18 protein-coding genes are annotated in these 13,904 nt (G+C 50.5%); 12 read left to right on the top strand and 6 right to left on the bottom strand.

Annotated features, from left to right (window positions below; all coding sequences use genetic code 11):
* The 4 genes from trpCF (at position 1) to ACF2G4_RS05980 (ending at position 3,862) form a co-directional block, all read left to right on the top strand.
* Complete coding sequence (gene trpCF, locus ACF2G4_RS05965; RefSeq protein WP_409075698.1) at positions 1 to 1,362, top strand: bifunctional indole-3-glycerol-phosphate synthase TrpC/phosphoribosylanthranilate isomerase TrpF; 1,362 nt, start codon at positions 1 to 3, stop codon at positions 1,360 to 1,362.
* Between the two features lie 47 nt (positions 1,363 to 1,409).
* Entirely contained in the window at positions 1,410 to 2,600 is a 1,191-nt protein-coding gene (trpB, locus tag ACF2G4_RS05970) for a tryptophan synthase subunit beta (RefSeq protein ID WP_215846690.1), read from the top strand.
* On the top strand, positions 2,600 to 3,403 hold the full coding sequence (gene trpA, locus ACF2G4_RS05975; protein WP_243077825.1) for a tryptophan synthase subunit alpha: 804 nt from the start codon (positions 2,600 to 2,602) through the stop codon (positions 3,401 to 3,403). Before trpB ends, trpA begins: the two co-directional genes overlap by 1 nt.
* A 144-nt stretch (positions 3,404 to 3,547) precedes the next feature.
* Positions 3,548 to 3,862 (top strand): BON domain-containing protein, encoded by a 315-nt coding sequence (locus tag ACF2G4_RS05980; RefSeq protein ID WP_215846688.1) that lies wholly within the window; start codon positions 3,548 to 3,550, stop codon positions 3,860 to 3,862.
* A 53-nt stretch (positions 3,863 to 3,915) separates the two neighbouring features.
* Here the strand turns inward: ACF2G4_RS05980 and ompW are convergent, their stop codons facing one another.
* A complete protein-coding gene (gene ompW / locus ACF2G4_RS05985) occupies positions 3,916 to 4,548 on the bottom strand; it encodes an outer membrane protein OmpW (protein WP_243077824.1) in 633 nt (210 codons plus the stop codon).
* A gap of 254 nt (positions 4,549 to 4,802) precedes the next feature.
* On the opposite strand from ompW, the gene ACF2G4_RS05990 reads away from it, so the two are divergent.
* The 4 genes from ACF2G4_RS05990 (at position 4,803) to yciA (ending at position 7,066) form a co-directional block, all read left to right on the top strand.
* A complete protein-coding gene (locus tag ACF2G4_RS05990; protein ID WP_215846687.1) occupies positions 4,803 to 5,219 on the top strand; it encodes a YkgJ family cysteine cluster protein in 417 nt (138 codons plus the stop codon).
* A gap of 27 nt (positions 5,220 to 5,246) precedes the next feature.
* Positions 5,247 to 5,981, top strand: coding sequence for a YciC family protein (locus tag ACF2G4_RS05995; RefSeq protein WP_243077823.1), 735 nt, complete (start codon positions 5,247 to 5,249; stop codon positions 5,979 to 5,981).
* A gap of 56 nt (positions 5,982 to 6,037) precedes the next feature.
* Positions 6,038 to 6,574, top strand: a complete 537-nt coding sequence (locus ACF2G4_RS06000) for a septation protein A (protein ID WP_409075699.1) — start codon at positions 6,038 to 6,040, stop codon at positions 6,572 to 6,574.
* 69 nt (positions 6,575 to 6,643) lie between these two features.
* Positions 6,644 to 7,066 carry an acyl-CoA thioester hydrolase YciA gene (gene yciA / locus ACF2G4_RS06005; RefSeq protein WP_215846685.1) on the top strand — a complete coding sequence of 141 codons (423 nt, stop codon included), beginning with the start codon at positions 6,644 to 6,646 and terminating at the stop codon, positions 7,064 to 7,066.
* 151 nt (positions 7,067 to 7,217) lie between these two features.
* On the opposite strand, the gene tonB is transcribed toward yciA, so the two are convergent.
* Entirely contained in the window at positions 7,218 to 7,973 is a 756-nt protein-coding gene (tonB, locus tag ACF2G4_RS06010) for a TonB system transport protein TonB (protein WP_243078493.1), read from the bottom strand.
* A gap of 203 nt (positions 7,974 to 8,176) precedes the next feature.
* Here tonB and ACF2G4_RS06015 point away from each other — a divergent pair, with 203 nt between their 5' ends.
* Both ACF2G4_RS06015 and ACF2G4_RS06020 read left to right on the top strand, forming a co-directional pair.
* Positions 8,177 to 8,473: a YciI family protein gene (locus ACF2G4_RS06015; RefSeq protein ID WP_215846684.1), complete on the top strand. Its 297-nt coding sequence runs from the start codon at positions 8,177 to 8,179 to the stop codon at positions 8,471 to 8,473.
* A 71-nt stretch (positions 8,474 to 8,544) separates the two neighbouring features.
* Positions 8,545 to 8,718 carry a hypothetical protein gene (locus ACF2G4_RS06020; RefSeq protein WP_215846683.1) on the top strand — a complete coding sequence of 58 codons (174 nt, stop codon included), beginning with the start codon at positions 8,545 to 8,547 and terminating at the stop codon, positions 8,716 to 8,718.
* A gap of 31 nt (positions 8,719 to 8,749) precedes the next feature.
* Here ACF2G4_RS06020 and ACF2G4_RS06025 read toward each other — a convergent pair whose 3' ends face one another.
* On the bottom strand, positions 8,750 to 8,923 hold the full coding sequence (locus ACF2G4_RS06025) for a YciY family protein (protein WP_215846682.1): 174 nt from the start codon (positions 8,921 to 8,923) through the stop codon (positions 8,750 to 8,752).
* Between the two features lie 162 nt (positions 8,924 to 9,085).
* Here ACF2G4_RS06025 and cls point away from each other — a divergent pair, with 162 nt between their 5' ends.
* Together cls and ACF2G4_RS06035 are read left to right on the top strand one after the other, a co-directional pair.
* Positions 9,086 to 10,546, top strand: coding sequence for a cardiolipin synthase (gene cls, locus ACF2G4_RS06030; RefSeq protein WP_215846681.1), 1,461 nt, complete (start codon positions 9,086 to 9,088; stop codon positions 10,544 to 10,546).
* Positions 10,547 to 10,590: 44 nt separating this feature from the next.
* A complete protein-coding gene (locus ACF2G4_RS06035) occupies positions 10,591 to 10,914 on the top strand; it encodes an HI1450 family dsDNA-mimic protein (RefSeq protein WP_215846680.1) in 324 nt (107 codons plus the stop codon).
* A gap of 45 nt (positions 10,915 to 10,959) precedes the next feature.
* Here the strand turns inward: ACF2G4_RS06035 and oppF are convergent, their stop codons facing one another.
* The 3 genes from oppF to oppC are packed head-to-tail and all read right to left on the bottom strand — an operon-like array spanning position 10,960 to position 13,891.
* Entirely contained in the window at positions 10,960 to 11,961 is a 1,002-nt protein-coding gene (oppF, locus tag ACF2G4_RS06040) for a murein tripeptide/oligopeptide ABC transporter ATP binding protein OppF (protein WP_243077820.1), read from the bottom strand.
* Positions 11,958 to 12,971 (bottom strand): ABC transporter ATP-binding protein, encoded by a 1,014-nt coding sequence (locus ACF2G4_RS06045; RefSeq protein ID WP_215846678.1) that lies wholly within the window; start codon positions 12,969 to 12,971, stop codon positions 11,958 to 11,960. Before ACF2G4_RS06045 ends, oppF begins: the two co-directional genes overlap by 4 nt.
* A gap of 11 nt (positions 12,972 to 12,982) precedes the next feature.
* Positions 12,983 to 13,891: an oligopeptide ABC transporter permease OppC gene (gene oppC / locus ACF2G4_RS06050; RefSeq protein ID WP_243077819.1), complete on the bottom strand. Its 909-nt coding sequence runs from the start codon at positions 13,889 to 13,891 to the stop codon at positions 12,983 to 12,985.
* Positions 13,892 to 13,904 lie beyond the last annotated feature (13 nt).

The raw sequence follows: 13,904 nt of genomic DNA on the forward strand, positions 1-13,904 counted from the left end.
ATGCAAGGTACAGTGTTAGAAAAAATTGTTCAGGATAAAGCGGTTTGGGTTGAAGCGCGTAAGCAGCAGCAGCCGCTGTCCAGCTTTCAAAACAGCGTAGAACTGGCATCGCGTAATTTCTACGATGCACTGCAAGGAGCGCGTACTGCCTTTATTTTAGAATGCAAAAAGGCATCACCTTCTAAGGGTTTGATTCGCGCTGATTTTGATCCGGCAGCCATTGCAGGCGTTTATCGTCATTACGCTTCTGCCGTGTCGGTATTAACCGATGAAAAATACTTCCAGGGTGATTTTGCTTTCCTGCCCATTGTTAGCGCAGCGATTACTCAGCCGGTATTGTGCAAAGATTTCATTATCGATGCGTATCAAATTTATTTAGCCCGTCACTATCAGGCAGATGCCATTTTACTGATGCTATCGGTGCTGGACGATGATCAATATCGTCAGCTCGCCGCGGTAGCGCACAGCCTGAAAATGGGCGTGCTAACGGAAGTCAGCAACGAAGATGAGCTGGAGCGTGCCATTGCGCTGGAAGCCAAAGTGGTGGGTATTAATAACCGCGATCTGCGTGATATGTCGATTGATCTCAATCGGACTCGCCAACTGGCGCCACGTTTATCGCATGGCGTAACTGTCATCAGCGAATCGGGTATTAACAGCTACGCCGATATTCGTGAGCTTAGTCATTTTGCTAATGGTTTCCTGATCGGTTCTGCCCTGATGGAAGAAGATGATTTACAAAGCGCGGTGCGTCGCGTCACGCTGGGCAGCAATAAAGTCTGTGGGCTAACGCGAGCTGAAGATGCGCGCGCTGCGTACGAAGCCGGTGCGATTTTTGGTGGTCTGATTTTCGTTGAAAGCTCGCCACGTTATGTGGACAGCGTCAAAGCAAAAACGGTGATAGCAGGCGCACCACTGAGCTATGTAGGTGTTTATCGCAACGCTGCAATTAGTGACGTTGTCACGCAAGCAGCAGAGTTACAGCTGGTTGCGATTCAGCTTCATGGCGATGAAGACCGTGCTTACGTCGCTGAATTACGGCAAGCGTTACCTGCATCCGTGAAAATCTGGAAAGCGTTGCGTATTGAAGGTGCTTTACCGGAACGCGACTGGCCACATGTTGATCGCTATGTCTTTGATAACGGAAACGGCGGCAGCGGTCAGCGCTTTGACTGGTCACTTTTGCAAGACCAAAAGCTCGATAATGTATTATTGGCAGGCGGATTAAGTGCTGACAACTGCGTTGAAGCGGCACGACAAGGTTGTGCGGGTCTCGACTTTAACTCTGGCGTGGAAAGTTCGCCGGGGATTAAAGATGCCAGCAAAATTGCGGCCGTGTTCCAGACGCTTCGCGCCTATTGATTTGCCGGACCCGCGTTGCTGCGGGTCAGAAAAAGAGAGATGAAAAAATGACGTTACTGAATCCCTATTTTGGCGAATTTGGCGGTATGTATGTACCGCAAATCCTGATGCCAGCCTTGCGCCAGCTGGAAGAAGCGTTTGTTGACGCGCAAAAAGACCCTGAGTTTCAGGCTGAATTCACTGATTTGTTGAAGAACTATGCGGGACGTCCCACAGCGTTAACGTTGTGTAAAAACCTGACTAAAGGCACCAAAACGCGTCTTTACCTGAAGCGTGAAGATCTGCTGCACGGCGGCGCGCATAAAACTAACCAGGTTCTGGGTCAGGCGCTGTTAGCGAAGCGCATGGGTAAAAACGAAATTATTGCCGAAACCGGTGCCGGGCAGCATGGCGTAGCTTCGGCATTGGCTTGTGCACTGCTTGGCATGAAATGCCGCATTTACATGGGTGCCAAAGATGTCGAGCGTCAGTCGCCTAACGTCTTTCGTATGCGTTTGATGGGTGCGGAAGTGATCCCTGTTCACAGCGGATCCGCGACCCTGAAAGATGCCTGTAACGAAGCATTGCGCGACTGGTCTGGTAGCTATGAAACCGCGCACTACATGTTGGGCACCGCTGCTGGCCCTCATCCTTTCCCAACTATTGTGCGTGAATTCCAACGCATGATTGGTGAAGAGACTAAAAAGCAGATCCTTGAAAGAGAAGGCCGTTTGCCAGATGCCGTGATCGCCTGCGTGGGCGGCGGTTCAAACGCTATCGGTATGTTTGCTGATTTCATTGATGATACCAGCGTGAAGTTAATTGGCGTTGAACCAGCAGGACACGGCATTGAAACCGGCGAGCACGGTGCTCCGCTGAAACATGGTCGCGTTGGCATTTACTTCGGTATGAAAGCGCCAATGATGCAGACAGAAGATGGACAGATTGAAGAGTCGTATTCGATTTCTGCCGGTCTCGATTTCCCGTCCGTTGGCCCTCAGCATGCACACCTGAACAGCATTGGCCGTGCCGACTACGTATCCATCACTGATAATGAAGCCCTGGCTGCGTTTAAACAGTTATGTCGTGCCGAAGGCATTATCCCCGCACTGGAATCGTCACACGCGCTGGCGCATGCACTGAAAATTATTCAGGCTGATCCTGAAAAAGAGCAGCTTATTGTGGTCAACCTTTCCGGTCGCGGCGACAAAGACATCTTCACCGTTCATGATATTTTGACAGCGCAGGGAGAAATCTGATGGAACGTTATGATCAACTGTTCAAGCGTCTGGCAGCGAACAAAGAAGGTGCTTTTGTTCCTTTCGTCACCTTGGGCGATCCGTCACCTGAACTCTCTTTGCGCGTAATTGATGCGCTGGTTGAAGGCGGTGCAGATGCGCTGGAGTTAGGCATTCCCTTTTCCGACCCGCTGGCTGATGGCCCGACAATTCAAAACGCAACATTGCGTGCCTTCGCTGCGGGTACCACGACGGCTCAATGTTTCGAAATGTTGGCAAGCATTCGTCAAAAATATCCCGACTTACCTATTGGCTTACTGATGTATGCCAACCTGGTGTTTGCGAATGGTATTGATGCGTTTTATGCACGCTGTGCAGAAGCTGGTGTGGATTCTGTATTAGTTGCTGATGTGCCGGTTGAGGAATCTGCGCCCTTCCGTCAGGCCGCCCTGCGCCATAATGTTGCGCCAATCTTCATTTGCCCACCAAACGCCAGCGATGATTTATTGCGTGAGATCGCTTCACATGGCCGTGGATATACTTATCTGCTGTCACGTGCCGGCGTAACCGGTGCTGAGAATCGCGCCAGCCTGCCGCTGCATCATCTGATCACCAAACTGCGTGAATACAATGCGGCCCCGCCTTTACAGGGTTTTGGTATCTCTGAACCTGGTCAGGTGAAAGAAGCCATTGCATCAGGTGCAGCGGGTGCTATCTCCGGATCGGCGATTGTGAAGATCATCGAAAAGAATCATGCACAACCTGACGTGATGCTGAGCGAGCTCAAAGCGTTCGTCAGCAATTTGAAAGCAGCCAGCCGCTAACAAAATCATGCCTTATCGTGCGGTAAGGCATGATTTCTTTCTCTTTTTATCTCCTCGCAGTTGCCCATTATTGAATTCTTGCACCACAATTAACTCGCGCCGTTATGGTAACGTCGCATCACCTTTGTGACAGGGAGAGAAGCAATGAAATGGTTTAAAGTGCTGACAGGTGCGTTGATTGCGAGTGTGGTTGCGCTGACACTGAGCGCCTGTGCGCCGACACCAACTAAAGAAGGCACCGGCGGTTATATTGATGACACTGTGGTAACGACTAAAGTTAAAGGTCAGCTTTTGAAAGATGACTCGCTGAAATCCACTGAAATCAATGTAGAAACCTTCAAAGGAAAAGTTCAGCTGAGCGGTTTTGTGAGTTCGCCACAAATGGCGAATCGTGCGGTAGAAGTGGCGCGAAGCGTAGCGGGTGTGAAATCTGTTGTGAATAACATGCAAATTAAATAGCACATTGTTCACCACTAAAAAGGCCGCTATGAAAAGCGGCCTTTTTTCTTTTATCAGAAACGGTAACCCGCACCGAAGAAAAATACCCAAGGATCGATACGCATATTAATGTTCTGCTGCTCACCGCCTGCTTTAAACTTCACTTCTGTATCAATATCCATGTACCACACCGAAGCATTCAGCATCCAGTCGCGGTTAATCTGGTAATCCAATCCAACTTGTCCCGCCATACCCCACGAATCTTTAACGCTCAAATCAGTTAAACCGGCATCGCGTCCAGTGTTATTAAAATCGGCATCATAAAACGTGGTGTAGTTAATACCTACGCCGATATAGGGGCGCGCTTTGCTTTTGCTGTCAAAAAAATAGTATTGCGCCATCAGCGTTGGCGGCAACTGGCGCACCGTAGCCAACGTGCCGGTTGGTCCCAGACCCACTTTGTGGCGGAACGGCGTCGCTGCAAGTAGTTCCACGCCAATGTTATCCGTTGCCATATAGGTAAAAGTCAGGCCAAGCTGCGTATCATTGCTGGCGGAGAATGATCCCATGCCCAGCACATTATCCGATCCTTCGGTTGGTCGTACGGTTGCGCTGCCTGCACGCATAAAAAAATCGCCAGCCTGATGAGCCAGTGCCAGTTGAGGTAATACCAGAGTCAGTAGCATCGCGCATTTTGCCAGTTTCATGGTCGCTCCTTTGCAGAATTTTAATCGTGGGAAGATGTTGTCATTTATTTGTCGGCAAAGGTTTAACGCGATTTTTTGAAAAATGCATCCAAATCATTTCGACTAATTTGCTTAAAAAACAAAGGATTGATTTAGATCAATTTAGACGGAGCCATGATGTTGAAAATAGAGCTTGCTGAAAAATTTGCCCCCGCTTATTTTGCTTATCTTCTCTGGTGATTTTGGTTCGATGCTCAGGAGTAGCTGGCGATCAAATGAGCGAAATAACAAATCCATGTATCAGCTGTGGCGCCTGTTGCGCCCACTTCCGTGTCTCTTTTTACTGGGCTGAAGCTCAAGACGCGGGCGGCGTTGTGCCCACAGAATTAACTGAACCTCTCAGCCTGTTGATGCGCAACATGATCGGCACCAATACGCGTACACCACGCTGTATCGCGTTAGAGGGTGAAATCGGCGGGTGCGTTTCTTGCGGTATTTATGAACAGCGGCCAACACCTTGTCGAGAGTTTGCCATGTCCGGTGAAAATGGTGAGTGGAACGAAGCTTGCGATCGCGCCAGAGCGCGTCACGGTCTTCCAGCACTTTTTCACCCATCTTTACCTGTGATGACAGAAAGTTATGCCGCGGCGGGTGCCAGCGAGCTGCCAGAACATGTACAATCGCCGGGTTAATCAACCCGGTTTCTCCAAGGAGTGTACATGTCTATCACGGCAAGCTCGTTATACCGTGACACTGGAAATTTTTTTCGCCACCAGTTATTAACTGTCGTGCTGATGTCGCTGTTGACCGCTTTTATCACGGTCATGCTGGCGCACGTGATGACGCCCGGTGAAGATCAATTGGCGATTTTGCAACAAGGCGATTCCAGCGCCACTTCTCTGTTTGACATGGTTCAGAATATGTCACCCGAACAGCAGCGTGTATTACTTCGCGCTTCCGCCGCGGGCACCTTTGCCGCGCTGGTGGGCAACGCCTTGCTGTTAGGTGGCATGCTGTGCCTGATCCCAATGGTCTCTTCCGGTCAACGCGTTAGCGCCTTACGTGCAATTGGTGCCTCTGCTCCGCTGCTGCCGAAACTGATACTGCAAACCTTCCTCATCACCTTGCTGGTTCAACTCGGCTTCATGGTGGTTTTAATCCCGGGCGTGATTTTTGCGATTCTGTTTTCGCTGGCACCTGTGATGTTAGCCAGTGAAAAAATGGGTGTATTCGCGTCTATGCGCGCCAGCATGCGTATGGCGTGGCAGAATATGAAGCTCATTGCTCCGGCTATTATTCTTTGGCTGCTGGCAAAAATCGCGGTTATGTTCTTCTTCTCCTCTTTGACCGTGCTGCCGGTAAATGTAACTTCAGTAATGCTGACCGCAGTGGGCAATCTGGTTTCCGTTGTCTTGATTATCTACCTGTACCGGCTCTATATGCTGTTACGTTAATTGTGGGTGCGCCTGCGGGCGCATCAACTAACGCCTCTGCCTTTACTGGAATGACTATGAAGCAGTTACTCGATTTTCTTCCCTTGGTGGTTTTTTTCGTTTTCTACAAGATGTACGACATCTTTGTCGCCTCCGGCGCGCTGATCGTTGCGACAGGCTTAGCCTTGGTTGTTAGCTGGGTGCTGTATCGCAAGCTAGAGAAAATGACTATCTTTACCTTTGTGCTGGTTGCAGTGTTTGGCACATTGACCCTGGTTTTCCATAACGATGAGTTCATTAAATGGAAAGTGACGGTGATTTACAGCCTGTTCGCGCTGGCATTGCTGTTTAGCCAATTTTTCATGAAACAACCGCTGATCCAGAGCATGTTAGGTAAAGAACTGCAGCTTCCTGGCCCCATCTGGCGTCGCTTGAATGTTGCCTGGGCGATGTTCTTTCTGATGTGCGGCCTGGCAAATATTTATGTGGCCTTTTGGTTGCCTCAGGAAGTTTGGGTTAACTTTAAAGTGTTTGGTTTGACCGGCCTTACTCTGCTGTTTACCTTATTCAGCGGACTCTACATCTGGCGACAGATGCCGCAAGAACAAAAATAATGATTCGCCCGGTACGCGCCGGGCAATTTTTGGCGCCTGCCGCCATCACCTGCATAAGAAACTGAAGCAATGGACGATAAGCATAAGTTGCCGCAAGGCGAAATGGTGTTGCGTACCTTAGCCATGCCGGCGGATACCAATGCCAATGGCGATATATTTGGTGGCTGGCTCATGTCGCAGATGGACATGGGCGGCGCAATTCTGGCTAAGGAAATTGCAGAAGGACGCGTAGTGACAGTGCGTGTGGACGGTATGACGTTCCTCAAGCCGGTCGCTGTGGGAGATGTCGTGAGCTGCCATGCCAATTGCATTCGCACTGGCAACAGCTCCATGACGATTAACGTTCAGGTATGGATCAAGAAAGTCTCGTCAGAACCGATTGGCCAGACATATTGCGCGACGGAAGCGGTGTTTATTTATGTTGCGGTGGATAATGAAGGAAACTCTCGTCCACTGCCGCAAGGCCGAGCCAATCAGCAACCCCATGCCTGAGTGACGTTGAAATAAACTGTGCTGGCGAAATCTAACGGATAAGGTTGAAAACTCTCAACGTCCGAGTCTGGGAAGGTGAGTCCGATGGTTAACAGAAAAACGCGTTAACTGTCGGACGCCCCCACATTACACCATCCTCAATAAAGAACGGTTATTCGATACTTGCGCCACCGTTCATTTTGAACACGATATTCATGGTCAAATTTTGTCCCGGACGACCACTCTGATAACGCCACTTCTTCATCGCCTGCTTCACTTCTCGCTCAAACATATTACGCGGCTCCGCTGAGAGCACGCGGATGTTATCAACGCGGCCATCGCTATCCACATCAAACTGCACACGAACGCGCCCTTCTATACGCAACGCAAAAGCACGTGCGGGATAAGCAGGTTTGCTGACATTCAGCGCTTTGGGTCCATTTGAGACCGATTGTGTCGGCGCAGGATTCGTTTTAGGCGCAGTAGTCGGCTTAGTTTGTGTCGTCGGCGCCTCTTGCTTAAAGGGATTCGCCTGCGGCTTACTTTCCTGACGCGGTTTCACTTCGCGCTTCGGCTGCTCGCGTTTGTGTTCTGGCTTAGGTTTCGGCTTCGGCTTCGGTTCGGGCTTAGGAATGGGAACGGGCACAGGCTTAGGCGGTTCCGGCGCAGGCTGTGGCTCAGGAACCGGTTCAGGCTCTGGCTCAGGTTGCGGTTCCGGTTGTGGCGGTTGTACAACAGCCGGTGCCGGTTCAGGCTGCACTTCTGGAGCCACCATCGTTACGCTGATCGGCTGCGACGCCTTAGGAACTTCAATAACCTGGTTATACGAGGCATAAAGGACGCCTGCAATCACCGCGCCGTGTAATGCAACGGAAAGTAACATGGAAATCGGCGTGCGTTTTGGTAATGGCATAGTCAGCGTGGTCATAACAATCGCAGTCATTGAGTGAAGCAGCGATTTTAAATGCAAATAGCAATCAGTTTCAATAACTGCTGCAGCCAGGTTGAAAGAAAAGCGTTTTTTAAACCCTGGATGCTCACTAAAGTTGCGCATCTCTTCTTTCGTTTGCACTCTGATTAACGATCACTTAACGTGTTGCGAAATTCAGAAGAATTAATCGGAGCTACCAAGTGCTTTACGTCATTTATGCAGAAGACAATGCCGACTCACTGGAAAAACGTAACGCCGTGCGCCCTGCACATCTCGCACGCCTGAAACTGCTGCATGAAGAAGGTCGCCTGATCATTGCTGGACCCATGCCCGCTGTTGACAGCAACGATCCGGGTGTAGCGGGTTTTACGGGTTCAACGGTTATTGCTGAGTTTCCATCACTGGAAACCGCTCAATCCTGGGCTGAAGATGATCCTTACATTGCCGCAGGCGTATATAAGAACGTTGCGGTAAAGCCGTTCAAACGCGTTTTTTAATTTCCGCATTATATAAAAATGGCTTCTGAGCATCAGCGCAGAAGCCATTTTTTTTGATTGGGCTCTGCATTATGCAAATGGTTATTTTGGCGCTGCTGTTGGTTATTGCTGTACTGATTGGCTCAGCGATTATGCTGTGGCGCAAACATGGCTGGAAGCGTAGAAAGCATTTGATTGTCATGCTGATTGTTCTTGCCGCCGCGCTACAGCTGGTCAACCTAAAATTAGTGATGACCGGACATTAATAAAAAAGCCGCATCGTGCGGCTTTTTTATTTTATAAAATTTGCGTAATGAACAGAATGGAACGACGTTGCTGCTGAGCAAGTTGATGCCGAATGCCGTGAATGCGCTTATAGCGTCGTGACTGCCCTTCCAGCCAACGCGAGCGGCGGCGGTGAGCCTGACGTAACATTCTCCAGCGAGCTACTTCATTTTTGCTTCGTCTCATGACTTCCTCTCTGACATCGATATCACGCGGACGCATTATAGAGATCTGTACGCCAATGCCAAATCGTATCTCTTATCGTGAAGGGTCAACGATAAAGGGTTTCACTGACCGACATCTGCACGTAAACTTCTCAGACCAAAGCGCGAACAGGACGTCCACTTAATGACCACTTTTTACACGCTTATCAGTTGGTTATTGCTGTTTGGCTACTGGCTGCTGATTGCCGGAGTCACGCTGCGAGTACTGATGAAGCGTCGTGCCGTGACCTCAGCCATGGCCTGGCTGTTAATTATCTATATTCTGCCGTTGGTTGGCATTATCGCTTATCTGTCGTTCGGCGAGCTACATTTAGGTAAACGGCGCGCCGAGCGTGCGCGCACCATGTGGCCTTCAACCGCAAGGTGGCTGAACGATCTTAAACAATGTCGTGAAATATTTGCCACCGAACACAGCGACGTAGCACGCTCACTTTTTCAGCTGTGTCAAAACCGTCAGGGCATTGCAGGCGTAAAAGGCAACCAGCTACAGCTGTTAACCAGCTCCGATGAAGTCATGCAGGCGCTGATTCGTGATATTCAGCTCGCTCGTCATAACATTGAAATGGTGTTCTATATCTGGCATCCCGGTGGCCTGGCGGATGAAGTTGCTGAGTCCTTGATGGCTGCCTCACGGCGTGGCGTACATTGCCGTCTGATGCTGGATTCAGCGGGCAGCGTAACGTTCTTCCGCAGCCCTTGGGTAGGAATGATGCGCAATGCGGGCATTGATGTGGTCGAAGCGTTGCAGGTCAGCTTGTTGCGTGTGTTTCTGCGCCGTATGGATCTCCGCCAGCACCGCAAAGTAGTATTAATCGACAACTATATTGCTTATACCGGTAGCATGAATCTGGTGGATCCACGCTTTTTCAAACAGGACGCAGGCGTAGGACAATGGGTCGATTTGATGGCGCGCATGGAAGGCCCCGTGGCAACCGCAATGGGCATTGTCTTTAGCTGTGACTGGGAAATTGAGACCGGCAAACGCATTCTTCCGCCGCCACCCGATCGCAACATCATGCCTTTCGAAAAAGAGAGTGGTCACACGGTACAAGTTATCGCCTCGGGTCCAGGTTTTCCCGAGGACATGATTCATCAGGCTTTGTTAACCGCAGTTTACTCCGCGCGTGAGCAATTGATCATGACCACGCCCTACTTCGTGCCCAGCGACGATCTGTTACATGCGATCTGCACCGCAGCTTTACGTGGCGTGAATGTTAGCATTGTGGTACCACGCCACAATGATTCACTGCTGGTAGGCTGGGCCAGCCGCGCCTTTTTCAGTGAGTTGCTGGAAGCGGGTGTTAAGATTTATCAGTTTGAGGATGGCTTGCTGCATACCAAAAGCGTGCTGGTTGATGGGCAACTCAGCCTGGTCGGTACGGTTAACCTGGATATGCGCAGCTTATGGCTCAACTTTGAGATCACCTTAGTGGTCGATGATGCAGGCTTTGGCAGCGACCTTGCTTGTGTTCAGGATGATTACATCGCCCGCTCAAGACTGCTGGATGGCAAGCGCTGGGCGAAACGTGCCTGGTGGCAACGTATCGTTGAACGACTGTTTTACTTCTTTAGTCCTTTACTGTAAAACGAGCAAAATTGTGTAAACGCCCTTGGGCAACAGGATAGATCATGGATTTAAATAATCGCCTTACCGAAGACGAAACCCTGGAACAGGCTTACGATATTTTTCTCGAACTGGCAGGTGACAACCTCGATCCGGCGGATATCATCCTCTTCAATTTACAATTCGAAGAGCGTGGCGGCGCAGAATTGTTCGATCCGTCTGAAGACTGGTCTGAACATGTTGATTACGATCTGAATCCAGACTTCTTCGCAGAAGTCGTGATCGGATTAGGTGAAGCGGACGGTGAACCGATTACTGATGTGTTTGCGCGCGTTCTGCTGTGCCGCGAGAAAGATAATAAACTGTGCCATATCTTGTGGCGTGAATAAGCGCCAATGATGAAGAAACGCCGGGTAACTGCCCGGCGTTTTGTTTTATAACGGATCGACCTTGAGACAAGAGACCGCATGGCGGAAACTGCCTTCCAGTAATGGACGCGTTTTCGCACACTCTGGTCCAGCAATCGGGCATCGGGTGCGGAACACGCAGCCGGATGGCGGATTAATTGGCGAAGGCAGCTCACCTTCCAGCAATTGAATCTGCTTGTTTTTTTCCAGATCCGGGTCGGGAATGGGCACCGCAGACATCAACGCTTTGGTGTAAGGATGCTGCGGATTGCTATAAACCTCATCGTAAGTGCCTAATTCCACAGCATGTCCGAGATACATCACCAGGACACGATCGGAAATATGCTTCACGACAGCCAAGTCGTGCGCGATAAAGATCAGTGACAAGCCCATTTCACGTTGTAACTGCTGTAGCAGGTTGACCACCTGCGCCTGAATTGACACGTCGAGCGCTGAAACCGGCTCATCACAAATGATCAGCTTTGGCTCAAGAATCAGCGCACGCGCAATACCAATACGCTGACATTGGCCGCCTGAAAATTCATGCGGATAACGGTTTATCAGGTTTGGCAGTAACCCTACTTTCATCATCATATTTTTGACGCGATCTTTGACTTCCTGACGCGCCATTTTGGGATGATAGGTGCGCAGCGGCTCAGCAATGATGTCGCCAATGGTCATGCGCGGGTTCAGTGAAGCCAACGGATCCTGGAAAATCATCTGGATATCGCTGCGGGCTTTGCGCCACTCCTCTTCACTTTGTCCCAGCAGGTCGCGCCCTAACCACGCAACGCGGCCATCTGTGGCTTTTACCAAGCCGATGATCGCACGCGCTAAGGTGGATTTGCCACAGCCTGACTCTCCGACCACGCCCAGCGTCTCGCCTTCGTACAAACGCAGGCTGACGCCGTCCACCGCTTTTAAGCTTTTTGATGGCTGCCAGAACCACTGTTTGCCATCTTTGATATCGAAATGCACCTTCAGGTCGGCGATTTCAAGCAACACTCTTTTCTCAGCTACGGTGCTCATACTAATTCCTCCACCGGTTTGAAGCAGGCGCGTAAACGTCCCTCTTCAAACGGTAATAGCGGCGGCGCTTGGGTACAGATGTCCATGGCGTGAGGACAGCGCGGCTGGAACGGACAACCTTGCGGCAGGCGCAGCAGATTGGGTGGATTGCCTGGAATGGTCGTCAGGCTCTCACCTTCTGCATCCAGACGCGGAACGGCATTGAGCAGGCCAATCGAATAAGGGTGTGCCGGTTTATAGAACACATCGCGCGCACGACCATATTCCATGGTACGTCCGGCATACATGACCAGCACTTTGTCGCAGATCCCGGCCACGACACCCAGATCATGGGTGATCATGATAATGGCCGTGTTGAACTCACGCTTCAGATCGTTCAGCAACGTCATGATCTGCGCTTGCACTGTCACATCCAACGCTGTAGTAGGTTCATCTGCAATCAGCAACTTTGGACGACACATCAGCGCCATAGCGATCATGACGCGCTGACGCATACCACCAGAAAACTCATGCGGATACATCTTCATGCGCTTGCGCGCTTCCGGCATTTTTACTGCGTCTAGCATGCGCACTGACTCTTCAAACGCCTGTGCGCTGTTCATGCCCTTGTGTAGCTTAAGCACTTCCATCAACTGCTCACCCACGCGCATATAGGGATTGAGCGATGTCATAGGATCCTGAAAGATCATGGCAATCTGCTCGGCACGCAGTTTATTTAGCTTTTTCTCGGGCAGATTGAGAATCTCATTGCCGTTGAACATCGCCGAACCGCCGATGCGGCCGTTTTTCGCCAACAGCCCCATTAATGCAAAAGCGGTTTGTGATTTGCCTGAACCAGACTCGCCGACAATACCCAGCGTTTCGCCAGCACGCAGTGAGAAATTCAGGTCATTAACGGCGGTGACATCGCCATCATGCGTATCGAAGGTGACGCGTAAATCTTTAACATCTAACAGCAGATCACTTCCCGAACGGGCAGCCAGGGCTGGCTGAAATTCATGAATAGTCATCGGGAAATTCCTTAACGATCTTTCGGGTCGAGGGCATCACGCAGGCCATCGCCGATAAAGTTAAAACAAAACAGCGTAACGACCAGGAAACCCGCCGGGAAAAACAGCAGCCACGGAGAGACTTCCATTGAATTGGCGCCGTCACTGAGCAACGCACCCCAACTGCTGAGCGGCTCTTGCGTACCTAAGCCGAGGAAGCTCAGAAATGATTCGAACAGAATCATACTCGGCACCAGCAAAGAGGCGTACACCACCACCACGCCAAGCACATTCGGCACGATATGACGTAACACAATGTTGAACGTTGAGACGCCGCCAACATGCGCTGCTTCTATGAACTCTTTGCGTTTTAGTCCCAGGGTTTGACCACGTACAATACGTGCCATATCCAGCCACGAAACCATGCCGATGGCGGCAAAGATCAGCAAAATGTTACGGCCAAAGAAAGTCACCAGCAAAATGACGAAGAACATGAACGGAAATGAGTTCAGTATTTCAAGAATACGCATCATGACCGAGTCAGTTTTCCCGCCGAGATAACCGGCAACCGAACCGTATAACGTGCCGACAATCACCGCGATCAACGCGGAAGCAATCCCTACCATCAAGGAAATTCGACCGCCAATGGCAACGCGCACTAACAAGTCACGTCCCGAAGAGTCGGTGCCAAACCAGTGTCCTGACGTGGTGTCTGGCGTTGCGGACATCATGCCCCAATCGGTGTCGTCATAGGCGAACTGCGACAGCATCGGTGCAATGATGACAAACAGCGTGATCAACAGCAGAACCAACAAACTGATCAATGCTGCACGGTTATGGATAAAGCGGCGACGCGCATCCTGCCAAAGGCTGCGCCCTTCTACTTCCAGTTTTTCACTGAATGCATCAAGAGCTTCGCTGTTTTTCTTACTCAACATCATGGCGAACTCCAGA

The sequence above is a fragment of the Pantoea phytostimulans genome (assembly GCF_046118715.1).
Taxonomy (GTDB): Bacteria; Pseudomonadota; Gammaproteobacteria; order Enterobacterales; family Enterobacteriaceae; genus Pantoea; species Pantoea phytostimulans.

Bases quoted from the DNA above. Each gene is read 5' to 3' on its own strand.
- trpCF (WP_409075698.1), top strand. From the start codon at position 1: ATGCAAGGTACAGTGTTAGAAAAAATTGTTCAGGATAAAGCGGTTTGG.
- trpB (WP_215846690.1), top strand. From the start codon at position 1,410: ATGACGTTACTGAATCCCTATTTTGGCGAATTTGGCGGTATGTATGTA.
- trpA (WP_243077825.1), top strand. From the start codon at position 2,600: ATGGAACGTTATGATCAACTGTTCAAGCGTCTGGCAGCGAACAAAGAA.
- ACF2G4_RS05980 (WP_215846688.1), top strand. From the start codon at position 3,548: ATGAAATGGTTTAAAGTGCTGACAGGTGCGTTGATTGCGAGTGTGGTT.
- ompW (WP_243077824.1), bottom strand. From the start codon at position 4,548: ATGAAACTGGCAAAATGCGCGATGCTACTGACTCTGGTATTACCTCAA.
- ACF2G4_RS05990 (WP_215846687.1), top strand. From the start codon at position 4,803: ATGAGCGAAATAACAAATCCATGTATCAGCTGTGGCGCCTGTTGCGCC.
- ACF2G4_RS05995 (WP_243077823.1), top strand. From the start codon at position 5,247: ATGTCTATCACGGCAAGCTCGTTATACCGTGACACTGGAAATTTTTTT.
- ACF2G4_RS06000 (WP_409075699.1), top strand. From the start codon at position 6,038: ATGAAGCAGTTACTCGATTTTCTTCCCTTGGTGGTTTTTTTCGTTTTC.
- yciA (WP_215846685.1), top strand. From the start codon at position 6,644: ATGGACGATAAGCATAAGTTGCCGCAAGGCGAAATGGTGTTGCGTACC.
- tonB (WP_243078493.1), bottom strand. From the start codon at position 7,973: ATGACCACGCTGACTATGCCATTACCAAAACGCACGCCGATTTCCATG.
- ACF2G4_RS06020 (WP_215846683.1), top strand. From the start codon at position 8,545: ATGCAAATGGTTATTTTGGCGCTGCTGTTGGTTATTGCTGTACTGATT.
- ACF2G4_RS06025 (WP_215846682.1), bottom strand. From the start codon at position 8,923: ATGAGACGAAGCAAAAATGAAGTAGCTCGCTGGAGAATGTTACGTCAG.
- cls (WP_215846681.1), top strand. From the start codon at position 9,086: ATGACCACTTTTTACACGCTTATCAGTTGGTTATTGCTGTTTGGCTAC.
- ACF2G4_RS06035 (WP_215846680.1), top strand. From the start codon at position 10,591: ATGGATTTAAATAATCGCCTTACCGAAGACGAAACCCTGGAACAGGCT.
- oppF (WP_243077820.1), bottom strand. From the start codon at position 11,961: ATGAGCACCGTAGCTGAGAAAAGAGTGTTGCTTGAAATCGCCGACCTG.
- ACF2G4_RS06045 (WP_215846678.1), bottom strand. From the start codon at position 12,971: ATGACTATTCATGAATTTCAGCCAGCCCTGGCTGCCCGTTCGGGAAGT.
- oppC (WP_243077819.1), bottom strand. From the start codon at position 13,891: ATGATGTTGAGTAAGAAAAACAGCGAAGCTCTTGATGCATTCAGTGAA.